23 protein-coding genes and 3 tRNA genes are annotated in these 23,018 nt (G+C 41.0%); 10 read left to right on the forward strand and 16 right to left on the reverse strand.

The window, feature by feature from the left end; translation table 11 throughout:
* Genes G9371_RS06170 through G9371_RS06180 form a run of 3 tightly spaced genes read left to right on the forward strand, consistent with a single transcriptional unit; the run spans window position 1 to window position 1,217 of the window.
* Window positions 1–528 carry a Na+/H+ antiporter subunit E gene (locus tag G9371_RS06170; RefSeq protein ID WP_001177203.1) on the forward strand — a complete coding sequence of 176 codons (528 nt, stop codon included), beginning with the start codon at window positions 1–3 and terminating at the stop codon, window positions 526–528.
* Entirely contained in the window at window positions 525–800 is a 276-nt protein-coding gene (locus G9371_RS06175; RefSeq protein WP_000154076.1) for a monovalent cation/H+ antiporter subunit F, read from the forward strand. Before G9371_RS06170 ends, G9371_RS06175 begins: the two co-directional genes overlap by 4 nt.
* A 12-nt stretch (window positions 801–812) precedes the next feature.
* The gene (locus G9371_RS06180) at window positions 813–1,217 is read left to right on the forward strand and encodes a Na+/H+ antiporter subunit G (RefSeq protein WP_001167533.1); all 405 of its coding nucleotides are present in this window, start codon (window positions 813–815) and stop codon (window positions 1,215–1,217) included.
* Window positions 1,218–1,273: 56 nt separating this feature from the next.
* Here the strand turns inward: G9371_RS06180 and G9371_RS06185 are convergent, their stop codons facing one another.
* The 9 genes from G9371_RS06185 to tpiA form a co-directional block, all read right to left on the reverse strand.
* Entirely contained in the window at window positions 1,274–1,675 is a 402-nt protein-coding gene (locus G9371_RS06185; RefSeq protein ID WP_000897046.1) for a ribosome-binding factor A, read from the reverse strand.
* Window positions 1,675–4,374, reverse strand: a complete 2,700-nt coding sequence (gene infB / locus G9371_RS06190; RefSeq protein ID WP_000130326.1) for a translation initiation factor IF-2 — start codon at window positions 4,372–4,374, stop codon at window positions 1,675–1,677. The genes G9371_RS06185 and infB overlap by 1 nt, the downstream gene beginning before the upstream one ends.
* Before the next feature lie 10 nt (window positions 4,375–4,384).
* Complete coding sequence (nusA, locus tag G9371_RS06195) at window positions 4,385–5,869, reverse strand: transcription termination factor NusA (protein ID WP_000532248.1); 1,485 nt, start codon at window positions 5,867–5,869, stop codon at window positions 4,385–4,387.
* 37 nt (window positions 5,870–5,906) lie between these two features.
* On the reverse strand, window positions 5,907–6,431 hold the full coding sequence (rimP, locus tag G9371_RS06200) for a ribosome maturation factor RimP (protein WP_000777730.1): 525 nt from the start codon (window positions 6,429–6,431) through the stop codon (window positions 5,907–5,909).
* A gap of 215 nt (window positions 6,432–6,646) precedes the next feature.
* Window positions 6,647–6,723, reverse strand: a tRNA-Met gene (locus G9371_RS06205).
* 89 nt (window positions 6,724–6,812) lie between these two features.
* Window positions 6,813–6,889, reverse strand: a tRNA-Met gene (locus tag G9371_RS06210).
* 42 nt (window positions 6,890–6,931) lie between these two features.
* Window positions 6,932–7,016, reverse strand: a tRNA-Leu gene (locus tag G9371_RS06215).
* A gap of 56 nt (window positions 7,017–7,072) precedes the next feature.
* On the reverse strand, window positions 7,073–7,402 hold the full coding sequence (secG, locus tag G9371_RS06220) for a preprotein translocase subunit SecG (protein ID WP_000555570.1): 330 nt from the start codon (window positions 7,400–7,402) through the stop codon (window positions 7,073–7,075).
* A 12-nt stretch (window positions 7,403–7,414) separates the two neighbouring features.
* A complete protein-coding gene (gene tpiA, locus G9371_RS06225; RefSeq protein WP_029423716.1) occupies window positions 7,415–8,209 on the reverse strand; it encodes a triose-phosphate isomerase in 795 nt (264 codons plus the stop codon).
* Window positions 8,210–8,499: 290 nt separating this feature from the next.
* Between tpiA and pilB the strand changes: the two genes are divergently transcribed.
* From pilB to coaE, 4 genes are read left to right on the forward strand one after another with little or no spacing between them, the layout of a single operon-like run.
* Window positions 8,500–10,212 carry a type IV-A pilus assembly ATPase PilB gene (pilB, locus tag G9371_RS06230; protein ID WP_001274991.1) on the forward strand — a complete coding sequence of 571 codons (1,713 nt, stop codon included), beginning with the start codon at window positions 8,500–8,502 and terminating at the stop codon, window positions 10,210–10,212.
* 29 nt (window positions 10,213–10,241) lie between these two features.
* Window positions 10,242–11,468 carry a type II secretion system F family protein gene (locus G9371_RS06235; RefSeq protein WP_029423717.1) on the forward strand — a complete coding sequence of 409 codons (1,227 nt, stop codon included), beginning with the start codon at window positions 10,242–10,244 and terminating at the stop codon, window positions 11,466–11,468.
* Window positions 11,468–12,328: a prepilin peptidase gene (locus G9371_RS19340; RefSeq protein ID WP_029423718.1), complete on the forward strand. Its 861-nt coding sequence runs from the start codon at window positions 11,468–11,470 to the stop codon at window positions 12,326–12,328. The genes G9371_RS06235 and G9371_RS19340 overlap by 1 nt, the downstream gene beginning before the upstream one ends.
* A 1-nt stretch (window position 12,329) precedes the next feature.
* A complete protein-coding gene (gene coaE / locus G9371_RS06245) occupies window positions 12,330–12,926 on the forward strand; it encodes a dephospho-CoA kinase (protein ID WP_000874125.1) in 597 nt (198 codons plus the stop codon).
* Here the strand turns inward: coaE and G9371_RS06250 are convergent.
* The 4 genes from G9371_RS06250 to G9371_RS06265 all read right to left on the reverse strand — a co-directional run bounded on the left by G9371_RS06250 (window position 12,923) and on the right by G9371_RS06265 (window position 16,437).
* The gene (locus G9371_RS06250; protein WP_000075015.1) at window positions 12,923–13,837 is read right to left on the reverse strand and encodes a DMT family transporter; all 915 of its coding nucleotides are present in this window, start codon (window positions 13,835–13,837) and stop codon (window positions 12,923–12,925) included. The two genes, coaE and G9371_RS06250, sit on opposite strands and share 4 nt — an antisense overlap.
* A 35-nt stretch (window positions 13,838–13,872) precedes the next feature.
* A complete protein-coding gene (rlmB, locus tag G9371_RS06255; RefSeq protein ID WP_001118149.1) occupies window positions 13,873–14,622 on the reverse strand; it encodes a 23S rRNA (guanosine(2251)-2'-O)-methyltransferase RlmB in 750 nt (249 codons plus the stop codon).
* 101 nt (window positions 14,623–14,723) lie between these two features.
* On the reverse strand, window positions 14,724–15,050 hold the full coding sequence (locus G9371_RS06260) for a pyrimidine/purine nucleoside phosphorylase (RefSeq protein ID WP_000099685.1): 327 nt from the start codon (window positions 15,048–15,050) through the stop codon (window positions 14,724–14,726).
* Between the two features lie 76 nt (window positions 15,051–15,126).
* Entirely contained in the window at window positions 15,127–16,437 is a 1,311-nt protein-coding gene (locus G9371_RS06265) for a tetratricopeptide repeat protein (RefSeq protein WP_002055139.1), read from the reverse strand.
* Between the two features lie 114 nt (window positions 16,438–16,551).
* Here G9371_RS06265 and recN point away from each other — a divergent pair, with 114 nt between their 5' ends.
* The 3 genes from recN (at window position 16,552) to ruvX (ending at window position 19,340) form a co-directional block, all read left to right on the forward strand.
* Window positions 16,552–18,219 (forward strand): DNA repair protein RecN, encoded by a 1,668-nt coding sequence (recN, locus tag G9371_RS06270; protein WP_000955429.1) that lies wholly within the window; start codon window positions 16,552–16,554, stop codon window positions 18,217–18,219.
* Window positions 18,220–18,345: 126 nt separating this feature from the next.
* The gene (locus G9371_RS06275; protein WP_001979301.1) at window positions 18,346–18,900 is read left to right on the forward strand and encodes a YqgE/AlgH family protein; all 555 of its coding nucleotides are present in this window, start codon (window positions 18,346–18,348) and stop codon (window positions 18,898–18,900) included.
* Window positions 18,900–19,340, forward strand: coding sequence for a Holliday junction resolvase RuvX (gene ruvX / locus G9371_RS06280; protein ID WP_000127530.1), 441 nt, complete (start codon window positions 18,900–18,902; stop codon window positions 19,338–19,340). Before G9371_RS06275 ends, ruvX begins: the two co-directional genes overlap by 1 nt.
* A gap of 56 nt (window positions 19,341–19,396) precedes the next feature.
* Here the strand turns inward: ruvX and G9371_RS06285 are convergent, their stop codons facing one another.
* From G9371_RS06285 to G9371_RS06295, 3 genes are read right to left on the reverse strand one after another with little or no spacing between them, the layout of a single operon-like run.
* Entirely contained in the window at window positions 19,397–20,398 is a 1,002-nt protein-coding gene (locus G9371_RS06285; RefSeq protein ID WP_001072478.1) for an HlyD family secretion protein, read from the reverse strand.
* A 39-nt stretch (window positions 20,399–20,437) separates the two neighbouring features.
* Complete coding sequence (locus G9371_RS06290; RefSeq protein WP_000503613.1) at window positions 20,438–20,644, reverse strand: DUF1656 domain-containing protein; 207 nt, start codon at window positions 20,642–20,644, stop codon at window positions 20,438–20,440.
* Window positions 20,637–22,736: an FUSC family protein gene (locus G9371_RS06295; protein WP_000925020.1), complete on the reverse strand. Its 2,100-nt coding sequence runs from the start codon at window positions 22,734–22,736 to the stop codon at window positions 20,637–20,639. The genes G9371_RS06290 and G9371_RS06295 overlap by 8 nt, the downstream gene beginning before the upstream one ends.
* Between the last annotated feature and the right edge of the window lie 282 nt (window positions 22,737–23,018).

Raw genomic sequence — 23,018 nt, forward strand, 5'->3', positions numbered from 1 at the left:
ATGCAGCTATCTAAATTGCTTGACCGCTGGTTTCCGCATCCATTTGTTTCTTTTTTGATTATCATCTTCTGGTTAATGCTCGCGCATAGTCTTGATGCGAGCGACCTGCTTATGGCTGTAATTTTGGGGCTTGTTATTCCCCGTCTAGTTCGTCCTTTTATTACCAGAACTCCGCATATCCATTGGAAACCAGCCATAAAACTATGTTTTGTTGTCTTATGGGATATTATTATTTCCAATTTTCGGGTTGCTAAACTGGTATTAGGGTCACCGAAAAAATTACATCCTAAATGGTACCGTGTTCCATTAGAAACAGAACATGAGCAAGTAAACTCTTTACTAGCAATGATTATTACTACAACGCCTGGCACGGTCTCTGCCGGTATTGATCAAGAGCGTGGTGATATTTTGGTCCACTCTCTTAGCACAGAAAATACTGAAAGTGATGTGCAAGACATCAAACAACGCTATGAGGCTCCACTCATGGAAATTTTTGATGTGAAAAGCAAATCGGAGGACAACGCATGACCATCCTACCTTATGCTCTTGGCATTAGCTTGATTGCTATCACAATCTCTATGTTGCTTTGCCTTTTTCGAATGGTGATGGGACCATCCATTGTCGACCGCCTACTAGCGCTTGATACCCTATTTTTAAATGCGACCTGTCTCATTATTGTGTTAGGCATTTATTGGACAACTACCTCTTTATTTGAAGGGGCGTTGTTAGTCGCTATGCTAGGGTTTGTTTCAACGGCTGCTTTAGCTCGTTATTTTACAACCGGTCATGTAATCGATTAGGGGAAGGTCAAAATGCAAATTACAATGGAAATTATTGTTTCGATCTTTCTGGTTTTCGGTGCTTTTTTTATGTTAGTCGGATCTATCGGTATGGTACGTCTACCCGATTTATTCATGCGACTACATGCACCTACCAAGTCGAGTACATTAGGCTTAGGTAGCTTTTTAATTGCTTCAATGATCTTTTTTGCTTTTCAAGGCCGATTTGGCTTTGCCGAGTTACTTATTACACTGTTGGCTTTTATTACTGCACCTGTATCAGCCAACTTAATTGCTCAAGCCGCGCTACATTTACGTTTACGCTCATTGAGTGGTGAAGTTCCTGAAGCTATTGAACGTCCTCTACCGTGGGATCGTTATAAAATTGGGCAACGTTTTTCACAAAACAAACCACCCATGGAACCTCCTCAAGAATAAAAACTTGAACACATAAAAAAGCCACCCCAAGGTGGCTTTTTTATTTTGAGTTTTCATTACTCTTCGTCATCTGACTCACGTTTCGGTAAATCTTGTACCGCTTTTTCGATAAGGCCAAACATATAGTTACCATATGCATTGGTTTTATCGTAATGGAAACGCAAGCGAGGCGTGATGCGCGTTTTAATACGACGACTCAACTCCTGACGTAAAAAACCAGATGCTTTATTCAAAATATCTAGTGTTTCACGGTGAGCCACTTCGTTTTGGTCATCGCTTAATTCACGACCCATCACGGTCACATAGACATCGGCATAACCTAAGTCCGGACTGACTTTAACGCCTGAGATGGTCACAAGACCACCCAGACGCGGATCTTTCAACTCCTGACGGATAAGTTCAGAAAGCTCGCGCTGTACTGAATCCGCCATTCGCTTTAAGCGTTGTCCACCCGCCATTAAAGACTCCGTTTAACCATTTGAACATCATAAACCTCAATCTTATCAAGAGGTTTGATGTCGTTATAACCTTTCACGGCAAGACCACATTCCATACCGGCACGAACTTCATCAACGACATCTTTATAACGACGTAATGATTCAAGTTCACCTTGGAAAATCACAACATCATCACGTAAGACACGGATTGGTTTGTTACGGTGAATCACGCCTTCCATAACCATACAGCCCGCAGCAGCACCAAACTTACTAGAACGGAACACTTCACGTACTTGAGCAACACCCAAGATAGTTTCACGGTGTTCAGGAGCAAGTTTACCGCTCATGGCATCTTTTACATCATCAATCAATTCATAGATGATGCTGTAGTAACGAATATCGATACCGTCTTGGTCACTCTTCTGACGAGCAGCTGTATCAGCACGAACGTTGAAGCCTAACAATACAGCTTCTGAAGACTCGGCAAGAATTACGTCAGACTCAGTGATCGCACCAACACCAGAACTAATTACGCGAACTTTTACTTCATCAGTAGAGAGTTCATGTAATGCAGCATTCAATGCTTCTAAAGTACCACGAACATCTGTTCTTAAAACAACGTTCACTGTAGGAACGTCTTTTTTGCCCATAGATGCCATGATGTTTTCAAGACGCATTGCGCTTTGACGTTCGATACGTTTTTCACGTTCACGGTCTGCACGAGCATCAGCAACTTCACGTGCCTTCTTCTCGTCATTTACGACAAGAACTTCATCACCCGCCATTGGAGCTTCTGGTAGACCCAAAATTTCCACTGGAATAGATGGTCCTGCTGACTTAATCGGCTTACCGTTTTCATCAGACATCGCACGAACACGGCCATATGATGAACCAGCAAGAACAAGGTCACCAATATTTAATGTACCGTTTTGAACAAGAATCGAAGTTACTGCACCACGGCCTTTATCAACACGTGCTTCAATAACAACACCTTGTGCAGCACCTTCAGCAGATGCTTTTAATTCCATCAATTCAGATTGAATCAGAATTAAATCAAGGAGTTCATCAATACCTTGGCCAGTATGTGCTGAAACCTTAGCAACCGGAACATCACCGCCCCATTCTTCTGGAACGATTTCTTTGGTTGTTAATTCATTTAACACACGGTCTGGATCAGCAGATTCTTTATCCATTTTGTTGATAGCAACAATAATTGGAGTTCCTGCTGCACGTGCATGGTCAATCGCTTCTGCAGTTTGCGGCATTACACCGTCATCTGCAGCAACAACTAATACCACGATATCCGTGGCTTTAGCACCACGTGCACGCATTGAAGTAAATGCTGCGTGTCCCGGTGTATCAAGGAATGTAATAATCCCTTTGTCTGTTTCAACGTGATATGCACCAATATGCTGGGTAATACCACCTGCTTCACCTGCCGCCACTTTAGAACGACGGATACGGTCAAGCAATGATGTTTTACCATGGTCAACGTGACCCATGATTGTAACAACTGGAGGGCGAGTAGTTTGTTCACCACGTGCTTCTTCAGCTGCTTCAAGTAAGTTATCTTCTGCTTGTGTATCAGAAACTAGAACAGGGTTATGACCCATTTCTTCTACAACAAGTGCAGCTGTATCTTGGTCAATTGTCTGGTTCTGGTTAACCAATTCACCCATTTTCATAAGTGTCTTGATAACTTCACGTACTTTAATCGCCATCTTCTGAGCAAGATCGGCAACAACAATGCTTGAACCGATTTCTACATCATAGACTTGCTTTTTAACTGGCTTTTCAAAACCATGCTTGTTCGCTTGGCTTGATTTTAAACCACGTTTGTTATGGTTAACGAAGCTTTGCTCTTCTTGACCACGACGACCGCCTTTCTTACCAGCGCGAGGGTTAGTTGTAGCACCACCACGTTTAATTTCACGGTCTTCTTGATTAAATGAATCTTCATAAGCTTGGCCAACAAGACCTGAAGCAAGAGGAGAATCATCAATCACACGAATAGTTGCAGTAGCATCATCATTTGAATATTTAGATGCCATCTTACGCATTTGTTCAAGCGTACGCTGCTGAGCTTCCTCAGCCGCTTTACGACGTGCAGCTTCTTCAGTTGCTTTCAACTGAGCTGTTTGTGCTTCACGCGCTTTCTTTTGCTCTAATGTTTCTGCTGGTTTTGGTGCAGGTTTTACTGTACCACCACCACGTTTTTTCACTACAACAGCAGCTTTAGGAGCTGACTGTGCAGCGCTATCTTGTTGATGAGCAGCACGCATTGCATCTAAAGTTGCTTTTGCTTTTTGCTCTGTTTGAAGACGCGCTTTTTGCTCTGCAGCTTCACGCGCTTGTTGTTCTGCACGCGCTTTAGCTTCTGCTTCTGCACGCGCTTTAGCTTCTGCTGCAATTTGTTCTGGGTTTGGTTTAGCAAAAACCTGTTTTTTACGTACTTCTACGTTAATAGTTTTTGCTTTACCCGAAGTACTTGCAACTTTAGCGGTACTGGTTGTTTTACGTTTCAACGCAATTTTTCCTGTGTTACCACTTTCCTGACCATGCACCTTTTTCAAATAATTGACTAAGGTGTCCTGTTGTTCAGTGGTAATAATGTCGTCTGCTGTACGTTGAGGCAAACCTGCTTCACGAGCCTGTTCTAGGAGCTTCTCAACAGGACGTCCTACGCTGAGAGCTAACTCTTTAATCGACTTGTCCGTCATATTTCATCTCCTAGTTAAACCATGATTCGCGAGCTTTCATGATCAATTGACCTGCTTTTTCATGACCAAGACCTTCAATATCAGAAATATCGTCAGTTGCTTGATCTGCCAAATCATCAACAGTAATAATACCGCGAGCGGCTAGCGAGTAAGCGATCTCAGAGGTCATGCCTTCCATATTGAGAAGGTCTGCACTCGGTTCTTGAATATTTTCTTGCTGTTTCAATGCATCAGTTAATGCAGCTTCTTTTGCACGACTTTGCAATAACTCAACTAACTCAGCGTCAAGTTCAATTTCGTCAAAAGTTTCAGCTGGCACATAAGCAATCTCTTCTAAAGAAGTGAAGCCCATCTCTACTAACGCCATTGCCAAGTCTTCTTCAATATCTAAACGTGATACGAACATGTCGAGATATTGCTGAGCTTCATTCTGCTGACGAGCACGATACTCTTCTTCAAGCATCATGTCGAGTTTGTAGCCAGTTAAATCAGAAGCTAAACGAACATTTTGACCTTGCGAACCAATCGCACGTGCCAATTGATCGTTGGTAGCAAAAATGATGTCTGCACTTTTTGCATCTTCATCAAGCACAATGCCTGATACATCAGCTGGTTCTAATGCACTTGCGATGTATTGAGCTGGATCATCAGACCAAACTACAACATCAATACGCTCACCATTTAACTCTTGCTGTACAGCCTGGATACGTGTTCCACGCATACCAATACATGCACCAACAGGGTCAATACGGTGATCGTTCGTTTTTACTGCGATTTTTGCACGAACACCTGGTTGACGCGCCGCAGCTTTAATTTCAATAATTTCTTCAGAAATTTCAGGAATTTCTTTCTTCATCAAAGCAATAAGCATTTCAGGCTTAGCGCGTGATAATAGAAGCTGAGCACCACGGCCTTCACGGTTTACACTATATAAAATAGCATTTACACGTTGTTTTGGACGAAGAATCTCTTTAGGAATCATTTCTTCACGAGCTAAATAAGCTTCAGCATTGTCACCTAAGTCAATGATGAAACCATCTTTAGTTTGCTTTTTCACTTCACCGTAAATTAGCTCGCCAACTTTTGATTCATAAGCATCAGCAACTAATGCACGCTCTGCTTCACGAATTTTTTGTACGATAACCTGTTTCGCAATCTGCGCAGCGATACGACCGAACTCAATCGATTCTACTTCAAGCTCACGAACGTCGCCAATTGACCATTTTGCAGGATCAACATCAGAAATTGCGTCTTGGCATGCTGGCATTTCATGATCTTCATCTGCCACAACAGTCCATTGACGGAATGTACGGTAATCACCAGTTCTACGATCAATTTCTACACGAAGCTGAGCTTCTTCAGAATTGGTACCCTCGTAAAATTTTTTCTTCGTTGCAGCAACTAGAGCTTGTTCTAAAGCTTCGAAGATCGCTTCACGACTAACACCTTTTTCATTACTAACCGTTTCAACAACGGTAAGAATTTCGCGGCCCATAAGTCACCTACCGATTTCTTATATAATTTAAATAAATTTAATCTTGATAGATCAAGTTTGCTTTATCGATATTGTTGCTGTCGATATCAAGCACATGCTTTCCTTCAACTTCAACCTGAATCTCTTCATTTTCAAGGTCTACAGCAAGGAGTTTTGCTTGAAATTTACGACGATTTTCTACTGCAGCAATCAAACGCAAAGCAACCTGTTGTCCAATGTAGCCTTGCAACTGTTCGAGTTGAAAAAATGGGCGATCCCAACCTGGTGAAGAAACTTCTAATGCATATTCACCTGAAATCGGATCATGGACATCCAGCATTGCGCCGACCTGTTGTGTAACACGGACACAATCTTCTACACCAATACCGCGGCCTTGCTCTACTTCACCATCTTCATTAATCACTGGTTCAGCATTTTCATCAACCGGTCTATCGATATAAATACGCAATAATGAACGCTTACCTTGTGGAAGGAATTCAATTCCCCAAAGGTCGACACCACATGCCTCCACTGCTGGAGCAATCATGTCATACAATGCTTGGGATTTATTTGATAATTTCATTTACTCTCGTCATTCTCGTGCGATTCAATCGGTTGTTTTAACCGACACAGACTTACTATAGTGAAGCATGACTATTTGACCAATTGATGTCGACACTACACGATAGCGATACGATAACCAATAAAAAAGGGCGTTAATCGCCCCTATATAGCACAGAAAACAATAGTCCACTGTGCAAAAAGGCCCACCTTGTCTGTGAGCCTCTTTAAGAAACTTGGTAGCGGGAGCTGGATTTGAACCAACGACCTTCGGGTTATGAGCCCGACGAGCTACCAGACTGCTCCATCCCGCATCAACGTGCAAAAATTATATACAAATATCGAAAAAAGTCAATGTAAACTTATCCAATATTCGCTTGATTAAGTTGCACCTTAATCAAATTGGTAGCGGGAGCTGGATTTGAACCAACGACCTTCGGGTTATGAGCCCGACGAGCTACCAGACTGCTCCATCCCGCATCAAAAACAAAACTGCTTGCACTCAACTTTCTGGTTCAAAGTTGGTGCGGAAGGGGGGACTTGAACCCCCACGCCCGAAAGCACTACCACCTCAAGGTAGCGTGTCTACCAATTCCACCACCACCGCAGCTTGTGGGACGCATTCTAGTCCTTTCAATTCCAAAAGGAAAGTCTTATTTCCAATTATTGGCCAGTTTTTGGTGCATTTGGTGAAGTTTCAGGCGATGTAGTCTGCGCTGGCGCAGTCGTTTGTACAGTTTTCAAACTATATGCTTCAGTCGTTTGCTTCTTGGCAAAAACAGCCAGAGTCAAACTGGTCACAAAGAATAAAGCTGTCAAAATTGCAGTCACGCGAGTCAAGAAGTTACCTGAACCAGACGCACCAAATACTGTTGCTGCGCCACCTCCACCAAAAGAGGCACCTGCATCTGCGCCTTTACCATGTTGCACTAAAATTAATGCAATCATTAGTACTGCTAAAATAATATGTACAACAAGTACAAAAGAGTGCATACCCTATCCTCGTTATTTGCTTTGCGCGAAGGCTTGTACAATTTGATAAAAAGATGCTGCATTTAATGAAGCACCACCCACCAACGCACCATTGATATCTGGACATGCAGCTAACTCAACAGCATTTTCAGCTTTTACACTACCGCCATATAAAATAGCAATATTTGAGCCTGCCGGTGTAAGTTGGCATAAGCCTTCACGAATTTTAGCGTGCATCGCTTGCGCATCTTGCGGAGAAGCTGTTTTACCTGTACCAATTGCCCAAATAGGTTCATAGGCAATAACCATTTGGTTTTGCCATTGTTCAGCAGTCACTACAGGTGCAATATCGCAAATTTGCTGTAGAACAACTTGCTCGGCCTGACCTTGCTCACGTTGTTCAAGGCTTTCGCCCACACAATAAATGACAGTCATACCCGCATTTAATGCATTTTGGAGTTTTGCCTTCAAAATTTCAACGTTGTCACCAAAAATATCACGACGTTCAGAGTGTCCGACCAGTACGAAATTAATTTGGCTATCTTTTAATAGTTCTGCACTGACTTCGCCAGTATAAGCACCTGTACCAGCAACACGTGATACATCCTGTGCAACCGTATATACCGTTCTTGCAGCATCCTGTAATTGCGCTTGTACCGTTGTAAGGGCAATAGAAACAGGGGCAACGCCCACATGGCAGTTTTCATCTGCAATTTGGTTTTGTTGCAATAATTGTTTAAATTCTTCTATAAGTTGGTTGGCGTTGGCACGCATTGGATTCATTTTCCAGTTACCAACTACCCAAGGCGTAATCGTCGAACCCGACATACTGCTCACCTTTCATCAAAAATGCAGCACATTCTACACGCATTTATACAAATTTCAGATACTTTTCTTTAACGCGATTACTCATATCTTTTCTAGTGTTTGAAATTAAGAAAAAACTTTACTTTATTAAAAGTCCGACATTCTAAAAATTAATAAAGAAAAACTTCGACTGGTTCAAGCTTTAATAGGCTGAGTAGGACCCGAGCAACACTTTCTAAGGTAGTAATTTTACATAACAAAAGTATAATTTTTCATATACCAATTATAAACACATTAACATAGGCAGGCAGATGTCAGCATTACATACATCTCCAAAATTTACGGGGTTTTTTCGACGTTTAGTCGAAGAAAAGCATGTGTCGGCAGCGACCATGCAAACTGCATTAGATGCAGCGAAAAGAGCTAAGCAGGACACAGTCGCATATTTAATTGAAGAGGTTCATCTCTCCCCTTCGTTATTGGCTGAAACAATTTCTGCTGAGTTTGCTGAACCATATTTCGATCTGGATGTTTATGACACTTCTCAGATTCCTAAAGATCTGGTCGATCAGAAACTGATTTTAAAACATCGAATTTTGCCGCTCATTCAAAGAGGGCAAATTTTATATGTTGCGACCAGTAATCCAAGCAATATCGAAGCGATTGATGCAATTCGTTTTAATAGTAAATTGCTGGTTGAGCCTGTAATTGTGGAGCACCATAAACTCGAAAAAGTTTTAGGCCAGCATTTTGCAGAAGAAAGCAGCTTTGACTTCAATGATGAAGAGTTTGATCTCGATGTTAATCTTGATGGTCCTACCACTCAAGAAGATGAAGAAGAAGCTCCTCAAGGCGATGAAGCCCCGATTGTTAAATATATTAATAAGTTATTAATTGATGCCATTCGTATGGGTGCTTCAGACTTACATTTTGAACCGTACGAAAAATCCTATCGGGTGCGCTATCGTGTCGATGGCGTGTTACGTCAAATTGCCAATCCCCCTCTACAGCTTGCAAACCGCTTGGCATCACGCTTAAAAGTAATGTCTCAAATGGACATTTCTGAAAAACGCGTCCCACAAGATGGTCGTATCAAGCTCAAGCTGTCAAAAAGCAAAGCGATTGATTTTCGTGTGAACTCCCTCCCGACTTTGTTTGGTGAAAAGTTAGTTCTACGTATTCTTGACCCATCAAGCGCAATGCTAGGAATTGATGCACTAGGATATGAAGAAGATCAAAAAGCTTTGTTTATGGAGGCATTAGATAAACCTCAGGGCATGCTTTTAATTACCGGACCAACAGGTTCTGGTAAAACCGTATCGTTATATACAGGTTTAAATATTTTAAATACTGAAAGCTCCAATATTTCTACTGCCGAAGACCCGGTAGAAATTAACCTTGAAGGAATTAATCAGGTTAACGTAAACCCCAAGGTAGGGCTTACTTTTGCGGCCGCACTTAAATCATTTTTACGACAAGACCCTGACATTATTATGGTGGGTGAGATTCGTGACTTGGAAACAGCAGAAATTGCGATTAAGGCGGCTCAAACCGGCCACATGGTGATGTCAACACTACATACTAATAGTGCTCCGGAAACATTGACCCGTCTACGCAATATGGGGGTTCCTTCTTTTAATATTGCAACATCAGTAAACCTAGTTATTGCACAGCGTTTAGCACGTCGTCTTTGTTCTCAATGCAAAATACCTGCTGATATTCCTAAACAAAGCTTATTAGAAATGGGCTTTACCGAACAAGATTTAGCACACCCAGATTTTCGGGTTTTTCAGCCCGTAGGTTGCCCTGAATGTCGTGAAGGCTATAAAGGCCGTGTCGGTATTTATGAGGTAATGAAAGTTACACCTGAAATTTCCAAGATTATTATGGAAGATGGCAACGCTTTAGAAATCGCAGCTGCTTCTGAAAAATTGGGGTTTAATAATCTACGTCGTTCAGGTTTAAAAAAGGTGATGCAAGGGGTGACCTCTTTACAAGAAGTCAACCGTGTCACCAGTGAATAAGACACTATTTAAAAAATAAGGATAATCTAATGGCTGTCAAAAAGGCACAAATGATGCCGACTTTTGCTTATGAAGGGGTTGACCGTAAGGGCGTAAAAATCAAGGGAGAACTTCCGGCTAAAAACATGGCCTTAGCCAAAGTAACCTTACGCAAACAAGGGGTGACTGTTCGAAATATACGTGAAAAACGTAAAAATATTCTTGAAGGTTTATTCAAGAAAAAAGTCACCACACTCGATATTACGATTTTTACTCGACAATTGGCGACCATGATGAAAGCTGGTGTACCACTCGTACAAGGCTTTGAAATTGTAGCTGAAGGTTTAGAAAACCCGGCCATGCGTGAGGTTGTACTCGGTATTAAAGGTGAAGTCGAAGGTGGTAGTACTTTTGCCTCAGCTTTAAGAAAATATCCTCAACATTTTGATAACTTGTTTTGTTCACTTGTTGAGTCTGGTGAACAATCAGGCGCACTCGAAACGATGCTGGACCGCGTTGCAATTTACAAAGAAAAAAGTGAGTTGCTCAAGCAAAAAATCAAGAAAGCAATGAAATACCCAGCAACAGTTATTGTAGTAGCCATTGTGGTGACCATTATTTTGATGGTTAAAGTAGTTCCCGTTTTCCAAGATTTATTTGCGTCTTTTGGAGCAGATTTACCTGCATTTACGCAAATGGTTGTGAATATGTCGAAATGGATGCAGGAATACTGGTTCATTATGATTATTGCGATTGGCGCAGTCATTGCTGCCTTTCTGGAAGCAAAAAAACGCAGTAAAAAGTTTCGTGATGGCTTAGATAAACTGGCGCTTAAGTTACCTATTTTTGGGGACTTGGTTTATAAAGCAATTATTGCCCGCTATAGCCGCACGCTTGCTACAACATTTGCCGCAGGTGTTCCACTTATTGATGCATTAGAATCGACTGCTGGCGCAACCAATAACGTGATTTATGAAAAAGTTGTGATGAAAATTCGTGAAGATGTCGCAACGGGTCAACAGCTTCAGTTTGCTATGCGGGTCTCTAATCGTTTTCCATCTATGGCTATACAAATGGTTGCAATTGGTGAAGAATCGGGTGCACTAGACAGCATGCTCGATAAAGTTGCCACTTATTATGAAAATGAAGTGGATAATGCCGTTGATGGTTTAACCTCTATGATGGAACCTTTAATTATGGCAATTTTAGGGGTGCTCGTAGGCGGTCTGGTAATTGCTATGTATCTTCCAATTTTCCAAATGGGCTCAGTTGTATAATGCAAGACATCATTGCGTATTTTATTCAAAACTTAACTGCACTTTATATTGCTGTTGCACTCGTGAGCCTATGTATCGGTAGCTTTCTTAATGTAGTGATTTACCGCACGCCAAAAATGATGGAGCAAGATTGGCAGCAAGAATGCCAAATGTTACTCAATCCTGAGCAACCGATTATTGATCATGAGAAGTTAACTTTAAGTAAGCCTGCTTCATCGTGCCCTGCATGTCAGCAACCGATCCGTTGGTATCAAAATATTCCTGTTATAAGCTGGCTTATGTTAAGAGGAAAGTGTGGCCATTGCCAGCACCCGATTAGTATTCGCTATCCAGCCGTCGAACTACTCACCATGCTATGTTCATTAGTAGTCGTCATGGTGTTTGGTCCAACCATACAAATGTTTTTTGGACTCGTCCTCACATGGGTACTGATAGCCCTTACCTTTATTGATTTCGATACACAATTATTGCCTGATCGCTTTACCCTAACTTTAGCTGCGCTCGGCTTAGGTATTAATACCTTTAATATTTATACCTCACCCAACTCAGCCATTTGGGGTTATCTCATTGGTTTCCTATGTCTTTGGATTGTCTATTACTTATTTAAAGTGATCACTGGCAAAGAAGGTATGGGCTACGGCGACTTTAAATTGCTTGCAGCATTAGGAGCATGGATGGGGCCATTGATGCTGCCGTTAATTGTGTTATTGTCATCGTTACTTGGCGCAATCATTGGTATCATTTTATTAAAATTAAGAAATGACAATCAGCCTTTTGCTTTTGGGCCATATATTGCCATTGCTGGTTGGGTTGCCTTTTTATGGGGTGATCAGATTATGAAAATTTATTTGGGAGGTTAAGATGGCTTTTATTCTGGGAATCACAGGTGGTATAGGCAGTGGTAAATCAGCTGCAACACAATGGTTTGAATCCCAAGGAATCCAAGTCGTCGATGCCGATATTGTTGCTCGCGAAGTAGTTGAAAAAGGGCAACCTGCCCTTCAAAAAATTCAACAAACCTTTGGAGATTGGGTGCTTCAACCCGATGGCAGTTTGGACCGCCGTGCCTTACGTGAATATATTTTTCAAAATCCACAAGCGCGTCATACACTCGAGCAAATTACCCATCCCGCAATCCGTCAATCTATTATTCAACAGCTACAAAATCCTAAAAGTCCGTATGTGATTTTAGTTTCGCCATTATTGTTTGAAACAAATCAACATGAACTGGTCAATCACACGCTATTAATTGATGCGAGTGAACAAACTCAAATTCAGCGTGCAAGCCAGCGCGATGGACAAAATCAAGAACAAATCCAGAAAATTATTGCTGCACAAATGCCACGCGAACGAAAACGTGAGCTTGCAAATGACATTGTGTTTAATGACGGATTACTCGAACATTTATATCAGCAATTAGAGCCTTTACATCAAAGTTATTTGAAGCGTGCAAACTAATTTCGTGTATTTTGCTGCTTAATCTTTTGTGTCAGGCTATCTTGTCTAAACCAGCGCCAAGGCTGTAAAGCGCCTATTCCCATACCTACTAAGCCCACTACAATTGATGGGCTTAATGACTCACCAAGTAAAGGTACAGCTAAAATAGCAGCAATAAACGGTGCCAAAGTTACAATACTTCCCGTTTTAAATGCGCCAAGACGCTGAATAGCAGCAACATAGGTTAATGTCGCAATAATAACGACAAACACGCCATGGAAAATACTTTGTACAGCTAAGTGCAAAGGATCTACATCCATAAAGTGCTTAGGTAAGAACAACAAATAAATCGGCAAATAAATAATTGCAGACCAGATTGCGACGCTTGCCATAGAATGCCAAGCAGAGAGCTTCCACTGTTTAAGTAGTACAGTAAAAATCCCCCACCAAATCGCACTGATAAACAGAAGTAAATCTCCAATTCCAAAAGCAGAGGTACTACTTTGTAACATCAATGCGCTCATGAGGGCCAAGGCAGTAATCATAATTGCCAGACTCACCCATGTATGTTTATCAAATGGCTGTCTAAATAAAATATAAGCAGCTATAGCAGTACAGATAGGAATACAACCATTTAAAAATATTGCAGCATGGGCAGCTGGTGCATAAAGAAAAGCTGTATAAACCGTAAGGCAGTAAATGACTCCACCAATCAATGCCAAAATAACCGCATGCTTACTCCATAAAAAAGCAAGATCTTTTTTATAAATTAAGATAGGCATCAAAATTAGGAAGGCTATAGCAAAGCGTAGTGCGGCAATATCCCAAGCACTGATGTGCCATTGTGCATTTAAGCGGGCAAAAAGCGTAAACCCGCCCCAAATACACATGGTCACCAATACAAAAAAATAACCTTGCGTACGGGGAGACATATCAAGACTGCATAAAAACTAGGAAGGCAGCTAAATTATACCTCAGAACGCTGACGACAAGCTTCATAAAGTGCCATACCCGTTGCCACACTTACATTTAGGCTTTGTAAGTTACCTGACATTGGAATATAGGCTTTTTGGTCACACTGTGCTTGAGTAATTGGACGTAAACCTGTGTCTTCTGCACCCATTACAATCACAACAGCACCCGAGAAATCACACTTCTGAATAGGTAATGCATTTTCATCAAGCATCGTACCGATCACACGTACGTGAGTTGTCTCTTTAAGATGCGCTAAAGTACGAGCCAAATTAGTCACTTGAATAAATTTAACTTTTTCGGCCCCGCCCGCTGCGACTTTACGAGCAGTTGGAGTTAAGCTTGCTGAGCGATCGCGAGGCACAATCACTGCCTGAACACCCATTGCAGCGGCAGTACGGATACATGCTCCTAAGTTATGTGGATCTGTCACCTGATCCAATGCCAGCAATAAGGCATCTGGAGTTTCAGCCAAGAGCTGGTCTAGATCTTTTTCATTTAAAGTTGGGTGCGGACGTACTGCTGCAACTACGCCTTGGTGAAATGGTAAGCCCGCAAGCTTTTCGAGGCTATCACGGCTTGCTTTTTGTACACTAATCCCAAAAGGCTCGGCCAATTGCAGAATCTTCTGCAAACGCTGATCGTCGCGCCCTTTCAATGTAAACAAGGTCAGCACACGCTCCGGCTCAAGTTCTAACAATGACTCCACTGAGTGAACGCCATAATAATATTCCGGTTTTGCCATGCATGACCTCTAACAACGTTTGAGCAAAAAATAAAAATCCTGTAAAGCCAACTTCACAGGATTTCTTTGGGCATAGTGTACCCGATTTAAACAATAATTTCTTAGCCTTCTAAGTGGCAAACATAATCAAGCACTTCATCAGTCTCGATTTTGAAAACGCTATTGCCTGGTACATAAAAAGATTGACCAGCGCGGAACAATTCACTTTCATTGCTGTCTGCAATTTTAACGCGACATTCACCTGAAATAATTTCCATACGCTCAGGAACATGGGTTTCAAATGTTAAAGGCTGTTCAGTCGGCAAAATAACACCTAATGTTTTTTTCGTTCCATCTTCAAATTGCACGGTATGGCTGATACATGCTCCACCAAAATAAACATTTGATTTTTTGATGACCGTTACATGATCAAATTGGGTTGAACTCATGCACACTCTCCAGATAATGCCGCATTTATATAAATTATGATGAATGTAGTTTAATTGTGCCTAAATAACTAATCAATCAGTTTTCATACGGATAGACTTGTAATTTCCACTGCTGTAACTGAATTTTTTTAGCAAAAGCGTGGGGTAAATTCACTTCAATATTTCGACTCTTCGACACAATTGCATCATATCTGCAAACTTCATCGTGATTTTCATCGAATAAAATCCAGTAAACTTTTTCTGCCGTTGGATGATTAACCGCAGTTGTAACTACTGGTGAACCATTATCCATCCCTACATGAAAATTGTCTTGGTCATTTTGCATTGAAGTTAGATCATAAACCGGAAAATCGGCACTATTTTCATCAAATTGCTGGCTATCATGTACAAGCACACTTTGTTTTAAAGTCGGCCAAATACAATAACGCAAGTAATGTTGATCTATGACTCGATTGTCCGGATACCTTCCAGTGGCAATATAATCCCTGATATGTGCTTCAATATTATGAAAAATACCTGTGCAACCGCCCCACATACCCGCCAAAATTAATTCAGTATGAGAATAGCTATCTCTCATTAAATGGAACCATTGATCACTCTTAAGCCAAGCATCAACAGCGGCTTTTTCACGATAAGACACAATAGAGTCGGCATCACGTACTAAAAACCGTTTAACTACCGGATCGTCCATAACTAAAAAGCGCCAAAATAAACCTGATAACTGTTTTTGAGTGGGGCTGACATGTACGACTTGTGCACCATTTGCTTGTAACCGCTGTTGTACAAGTTCGGGAACGCTCTCATCCACATAGAATCGACACGTCCACTCAGGATAGATTTCTTGAGCTAACTTAGTATTTAGAATGGAAGTTTCACAGTACCGCGGATTTGCTCCAAATAGAGAAAAAGCAATAATATTTTCTTGTGGATTTGGGCTAAAGGGCGCGGGTTTATGAGTAGGTATATTTAAAGCAGGCTCATTCTTTGTGAGTTCTTTTTTGGTTGAAATGGCTAAACGCCCAAATTTAATCTTCTCTTCTTTTTTATTTAAATGATGACAAACTTCGGTCAATCCATCGTATAAATTTGTATTAACGTTAGAACCACTTGCTTTAATGGCTTGCATATAATGTTGATATGCATCGTCATAACGGCGTAACCGTAGCTCAGTATAAGCTAAATCAGACAATGCTCCGGGATGCCCGGGAACCAGACTTACTGCTTTTTTTACATGTTGATATGCTTTGACGTAATCACCTTGTGCAGCAGCCTGTTTAAATGCATTAAAATGCTGATTTAAAATTTTATTCATTTCAGCAGGATTAATTTTTTTATGGCGGTTGATCATCCCTATTGGTGCTTTCGGTAAGCTTAATGTTTTTTTCATTGTAAAGATCCGCAATCTTGCTGTTCTATAATTTCAGTTAGAATAATAGATCACTTGTAGCAAATTCAAAACTTCTCTATCTTTAACCCATAATTTGGCGCGTTGGATGCGTTTATGCTCACACATTTAACTTTAATCAATTTTGCATTAGCTGATCATTTAGCTATTGATATAGAACAAGGATTTAATGTTCTAACAGGTGAGACAGGTGCAGGAAAATCATTATTACTGGATGCACTATCTGCCTGCTTAGGGGAACGTACAGATACAAATTATGTCCGCTATGGTTCGGACAAAGCGGATGTAACCGCAGTTTTTACTTATCAGGACAATAGCCCTGAAGCAAAATGGTTAAAAGAACATGAACTAGATGATGATTCAGGGGAAATTCATTTACGTCGGGTTATTTTTGCAACTGGCCGTAGCAAAGCATGGGTAAATGGTCGTCCAAGTAGTCTCTCTGAGCTTAAAGAATTAGGCCGCTTATTGGTTCAATTGTATAGCCAGCACAGCCAACAACAACTACTTGAACCGCCTTATCCAAAGCATTGGCTAGACCGTTATAGTAATTTTTACGCCGAAGCAAATGATGTTCGTGAAGCATATAGTACATGGCAGCGTAATATCCGCCAGCATCAGGCTGCGCTCGATGCTCAAGCGACCCGTCTTCAACGTATTGCGACCTTAGAGTTACAAATTGAAGAGCTTGAGGAAGTCATTCAAACCGATTACAAAGAAATCGAGCAAGAGTTCGATCGCCTCAGTCATCATGAACATATCATGCAAGACTGTAGCTATAGTCTAAATGCACTTGATGAAGCTGAACAAAACATTACTCAAGAAATGTCGTCGATCATTCGCCGTCTAGAGTCTCATGCGGGGCGTAGTGAGCAGCTTTCCGAAATTTATAATTCGTTATTAAATGCGCAAAGTGAAATTGATGATGCCACATCAAATTTACGTCAATTTATTGACCGTCAGAGTTTCGATCCTGAACGGATGGAAGAACTGAACTCCAAGCTAGAGGTTTTCCATCGACTTGCTCGTAAATACCGTACTCAACCAGAAACACTTAAAGAAGAGTACGAAACTTGGCAAAGTGAGCTTGAGCAATTACATCAGTTAGAAGACCCTGAAACTCTGGCTGAACAAGTAGAAAAGTCACATCAAGAATTTTTAGAAAAAGCCCAGCATTTGGATAATATTCGTCGTGAAGCTGCTGCCCCACTTGCAAAACAATTAACTGAACAGGTTAAACCTTTAGCGCTGCCTGAGGCACATTTTGAGTTTAAGTTTGAACCATTAGAACAACCAAATGCAGAAGGTTTAAGTTTTATTCAACTTTTATTTACTGCCAATAAAGGCATACCTCCTCAACCATTGGCACGTGTAGCATCTGGTGGTGAGCTTTCTCGTATTGCACTCGTTATGCAAGTCATGAATGCTGAAAAGACCGAAGCAGAAGTTTTGGTATTTGACGAGATTGATGTCGGAATTAGTGGTGGTACAGCTGAAGTGGTTGGTCGTTTATTGGCCGACTTGGCTCAGCATGTCCAACTTCTATGTATTACCCACCAAGCACAGGTGGCTGCACAATCCGATCAACATTTGTTAGTCAAAAAACAACAAACTGATCCGGCAAGTAGTACTATTGTACAACTTGATGAAAATCAAATTATTTCCGAGCTAGCACGCATGTCAGGAGGTGTTGAAATTAATGAAACAACCTTGCAGCATGCTAAACAATTACGTCAACTTAAATTTCAGGCTTCTTCAACTTAATAAAGAAAATGAGAGAAAAAGATTGGCGAAATCCGATTAACTCTTGTATGTTGATAAAAAGAACCTATATAGATAAAAAGGGTCGAGAGACCCTATAGCGACATTTTTTGAGGGAGAACCGCTTAGGTGACCAAACAATATATGACTCACCGTTGTCTGATTGCCCCGCCAGAAATGGCAGATGACTTTTTTGCAAATACAGTAATTTATCTTGCCCGTCATGACGAAGAAGGTGCCCAAGGTATTATTATCAATCGCCCTGCCGGTATCCAAATTAAAGAGCTACTCAATGATTTAGACATTGATGCAGACAATGTAAATCCGCATGAGGTTTTACAAGGTGGTCCTTTACGTCCTGAGGCAGGCTTTGTTCTTCATACAGGCCAACCAACATGGCACTCTTCTATTGCTGTGGGTGAGAATGTCTGTATTACCACCAGTAAAGATATTCTCGATGCGATTGCGCATAACGAAGGTGTTGGCCGCTACCAAATCGCCCTTGGTTATGCGAGTTGGGGTAAAAACCAGCTGGAAGATGAAATCGCTCGTGGTGACTGGCTTATCTGTGATGCCGACATGGATCTGATTTTTAACTTGCCGTACGATGATCGTTGGGATGCAGCCTATAAAAAAATTGGTGTAGATCGTACATGGCTGGCTTCTGAAATCGGGCACGCCTAATGACCGCAACGCAATCAAAATCAATTATGGCTTTTGACTTTGGCACTCAAAAGATGGGAATGGCGATTGGTCAGTCTACAATTGAAAGTGCTAACCCATTACCACTTTTTGTAATGAAAGATGGTATTCCCAACTGGGACCAACTTTTAAAAATTGTGAAAGAGTGGCAGCCTGATTTGTTTATTGTTGGTCTTCCATTGAATATGGATGATAGCGAGTCAGAACTTTCAACACGGGCACGTAAGTTTGCACGTCGCTTACGCCATCAAACCAATATTGAAACGTGGATGGTCGATGAACGGCTCACCACTCGTGAGGCAAGAGAAGAACTTGGTTTTTATCAAGAACAAGGTCGTGCCAAGAAGTTATCAGCCGATAGTTTTGCCGCGGCTTTGCTAATTCAGAGCTGGTATCGCAATCCTGTTGGTTTAACGCCATAAAATAAAAAAGCATGTTTCAAACATGCTTTTTTATTGAGTTTAAAAATTTAAACTTTTTATTTTTCAATAATATGTACTGTAGCAGTACGGCCAGACACAAAAGCCAACTCATTTTTTGGTGGTTCGTCTAATACAATTTTTACAGGTACACGCTGCGCTAAACGAACCCAGCTAAATGTCGGGTTTACATTTGCAAGCAGTTTCGAACTACTTGAACGCTCACGGTCTTCAATACCCGATGCAATACCCTGCACATGGCCTTTAATTTTCTGTCTATCACCCATTAATTGCACAGTTGCTTCATCGCCAATATGAATACGGTCTAATTTTGTTTCTTCAAAATATCCCACAACATAAAGCTGCTTACGATCTAGCAATGCTGCAACCGCTTGTCCAACTTGAACATAATTACCCGGACGCAAATCAAAGTTAGATAATGTTCCATCTGCCGGTGCAACAACAGCCGCACGGTGCATATTGAGTTCTGCTAAATGTAAATTACTTGTTGCTGCTTCAACCAGTGCCTGTTGCTGTTTAATAGTCGCTTCAGCTTGTTGAATAGCAGCTTGGAGTTGCTCATGTTCCGCGTGTGATTGATCGCGAGTTGCAAAGACCTGATCTTGTTCCTGCTTAGAAATCGCACCATCCATTAAGTTTGAATAACGGTTTGCGTTTTTCTCGGCTAACTTAATGTTAGTACTCGACTTAATCAAGTTTGCTTTAGCTTGGGCTAGACCTGCTTGTGCTTGAGCATAGGCCGCTTTTGCTTTTGCCAAATCAGATTTTGCTTGCTCTACATCTAAAGCTCGGCGAGAGACATCAATTTTAAAAAGCACCTGACCTTTTTTTACAGTCTGGTTATCTTGAACCAATACTTCCGTTACAAGTCCTGCTACATCTGAAGAGACCTGAATAACGTCACCACGAACTCGACCATCACGTGTCCACGGCGCTGCATTATAGTAGTTCCATAAATGCACAATGGTATAGACAGCAATCATTAATGCGACAACCAAAATCACTGGACGGATGACTTTTTTCAACTCCAATTGATTCATTTTACTCACCTAACTCAATCTTTAATCTGGCAATCATCTTTAAGCACCTAACCCAACAAAAATTTGGTGTATCACCAAAAGTAGTAAAAGGTAAAAACACAAATTGAAAATACTGGGTAATGCAATCCAGCCTTGTGCAATCCATTTGTTGGTTAAGGGACTTAACCAGCGAAAACATATATATGCAAAAATGGCTTGGACGAGCAAAGCAGGCACGTAAATACCGTAGACATTAAACTCACCCATGCGCTGTGGCTCCTGTAAGCGTACGATCTGCATTCATTTGGTTTGATGAAACATGACACATGCTATAAGCAATATTATTTAGTGAAATAAATAATCTTTGACGCAGAGTCATATCTTCAATATTTGAAGCAAGTTGTTTAAGTTCAAATAAGGTTTGGTGAATGTGCTGTACCAATACATCACTTTCACCTTTTTCATTTTCTTTAGCTCTAAATAGCTCATCTAAATCTTGTTGCAAACGGCCAATGTGATGGGCTAATTCCGAAGATATCGGAACTTGATTTGCTAACTCTTGTAGTCGGCTTAAATCAATGATCGCACTGGATTCAACCAAAGCCTGTTGAATAGATTTTTTAATCTCTTCTGACTGAACCATTTTAGTATTTAAGACACCAACACGGTCTAACATCCCCCGTAAGTGAACTTTAAATTCAATACCATAAGGAATGTATATGGCTTGGCGCATCGCACGGTAATGTAAAGCCAAAATACGGTTTGCACTGGTATCGGGTGACATGGCACGCACAACATCAATAACGACTAATGACACCAATACGCCCATGACCATACCAAATGAGCTATCTAAATAAGACACTGCGTCCATGCTATAAGCATTGTGCAAGTTCAGCCCCATCATGGTATTAATACCTAGCACCATCCCGACTGGCATGAGTGCCTGATTCGCCATCATGGAAACCGCAAACAAGAACATTGGTAATAAAACGAGTCCAAGTTCCCAAAACGTTGTGACATGAGGAAAAATACCAAACGCGTAAATAAAAACTAAAACCGCCGATGCCACACTGCCCCATATAAAAATACGCAAGACAGGAACAGGGTTATCTAGGGCTGTTAAGATACAGGCAGTGACTGCACCGATCTGTGCCATCATGAACCCAGCTTTCCAGCCAGAAAGAATCCACACACCAGTCACAATAAATGTAATCAGCACTGCACTAATACCACCTCTGACTGCCACACCATGATCTCGGTGTAAACTTGGATAGGTCGTAGTCATTGGGGTAATGTTATCTGGAATCTCTTTATTACCTTGCTTGATGCGTTGCCATAAAACTTTTACAGCTAAAACATTACTAATGAAATGACGCACATCCATTTTCATGGCAGCCAATAACACTTGCTGATGTTCAGAAGCCGAATCATTTAAGTTCAAGAAATCATTTTCAAACTCGTCAGGTAACTGCAGAATATTTTCATCAGTCATCTGATCTTTTTGTTCCAGAAAATGAATCACATGCCCTGAAAGCTGCTTTAATTTATCTGAATGACTTTCAATAAAATTGAGTTCTTGCAGTTGTTTAATTCGTTCAGATAAGGCAACCAAGTTTGCGACCACCATCGACATTTGATGGAGCATTTCTTGCAAAGGTTTAGTCATGCCATGCAACTCACCTTTTTCATAGCTCAAGTGAACTGCCAGAGCATGAATATCGGTCGTATCACGAGTAATAGCAGCTAAAAGCTGTGTATTGTTTTGCTGTTGATCTGCATTTAACAAATTAGCAAACAGGTTTTCTGTATCTTTGAGGGTTTTCGTTACACGCTGTTTGATTGCCGAACCAATATGCATGGGCAAAATAGTCGCAGACACAACCGCACTAGAAATCACACCAATTGAAATCTCAAGTACACGTGCCAAAGCAATATCAAAAATATTGTACTGATCAATATAAGTAATCGCGTTATACACAATCATTGCGGTTGAATAACCTGCCAACATAAATGCATAACTGCGAGGAGTCCGATCTAATAAAGACACATAAAGCGCAAAGCCCACCCATAGTGATAACACAACCGTAAAAATCCACGGCGTATTAATCAGATGCGGAGTAATGGTTAAGGCAATAATGGCCCCGCCTACCGTTCCCAATAAACGATAAACACACTTAGACGACACCATACCCGAATAAGGATTGGCGATAATCAGGACGGTACCGATAGACCACATTGGATTAATCAGGTCTAATTCGAACGAAACAAATAATGCCAACATACCGGCAATAAATGTCTTTATTGCAAAAATTAGATCAAGCTTACTCGGGCGAAAAGCCAGTATTTGCTTTAATAACATGAACTCATCTCAAATATAGATTTGAACTGATGAGCATGCTCATCAGTGTCCATTTGCTTTTAAAAAAAGACAATACGACTTTGTCATTTGCCTATAAGACAAATGAGTTAATGAGAGCATCCTTCAATACAATGATTTTTCCTACATCTCTGCATGATGTACCGAGATGATTTCAGTTTGACCGCTATTTATACGACCAAGCTTAGGAAAGAAGAGACATCGAGAAAGCCGGCAGAATAAACCACTTTCTCGATTAGATATTTTGTTGCACAATTTTTTCAA

Source organism: Acinetobacter sp. EKM10A (genome assembly GCF_011075215.1).
GTDB classification, from domain to species: Bacteria; Pseudomonadota; Gammaproteobacteria; order Pseudomonadales; family Moraxellaceae; genus Acinetobacter; species Acinetobacter baumannii.